General features: G+C 63.6%; 1 pseudogene. It reads right to left on the reverse strand.

Annotated elements, in window-relative coordinates:
* Nucleotides 1–1,064 (reverse strand): annotated as a pseudogene (locus ACFOSH_RS35480) (hypothetical protein); the annotation flags it as partial.
* Nucleotides 1,065–1,094 lie beyond the last annotated feature (30 nt).

Genomic DNA, 1,094 nt, shown 5'->3' on the forward strand with positions numbered 1-1,094 from the left:
CTGACGCTGCGGACACACTTGTCCCGGGAGGGACACGGTCGGCAGTCCTTCGCCGCGAACTGGACGTGGATCCTTGTTCCGGCGGGGTCCTGGCGTGCTCCCCAGCTCTGTGACGTCGCTCCCTCGGGGCAGGTGGCGCGTTGGGCGTCCCAGTCGACGGTGAAGCCGCTCTGGTCGAAACCCTCACCGGCGGTCGCCTGCCAGCTGTGATCGTGCAGCAACGGTGCGATCAGTGTGATGCCGTGGACATCCCGGGCGGTGATGACCGCCTCAGGGTCGGCGTAGGCGCTGTCGACCAGGTGCTCATCGGGCAGGCGACCCCGTGACGCGAGACGGTCGTGAACACCGGCCAGCACCGCGCCGTCATGCACCGGCCCTGCCGTGCACTCGGCGTCGGTGATCATATTCGGCGTTTCGGGATTACCGTAGGTCTCGGTGTAATGGTCTTTGTAGCCAGTCCAGCCCATGCCTCGTTTCACCGCGCGCCTGGCCTCGATGTCGAACGGGGAATCAATCCGGATCGACGCCGGAGGCTGACCGTGCTTGTCTTTATCCCGCCATATCACAGCGTTAGTGCTATCCCGATGGAATTGCTGCAACCAGACCAGCCGCAACGTCGCCATCGCGGGCAACGCGCCGAGTCCCTCAGGCGCGTCCGCGCCCGAGATCCGCGTCCACAATTCCCAGCCGTCCACGCCGATCTGGCCGCCTAGCTTCGCCCGCGCCGCAGCGGACTTAGGCATAGAAAATGGTACACCGTAAAGCTTCTGCCACTCCGCGCTCATCCACGACCCCAGCCACTCCGATGCCGTTTCGGCGACCTGCTCCAGCGCGGCCTGCATCGTGGTGAACACATTCTCCAGCCGGTTGAGTACCGCCACCGCGGCCAGAACATGAGTGGAATCAGTCCGGGCTTTACCTCGCGTCGTGACAAGCCCTTCCTCGGTGAGGCGATCGAGAAGGATATCCAGGATTTCCCGTTGCGCGTTCGCGGTGACCAGCCGGTCACGAAACTCCGACAGAACAGAGAAATCGAACCCAGGGTCCTCCAAATCCAAACCCATCAAATACTTCCAGTCGATCCGAGACCGCAC

It is taken from the genome of Amycolatopsis speibonae, assembly GCF_042647925.1.
GTDB classification, from domain to species: domain Bacteria; phylum Actinomycetota; class Actinomycetes; order Mycobacteriales; family Pseudonocardiaceae; genus Amycolatopsis; species Amycolatopsis speibonae.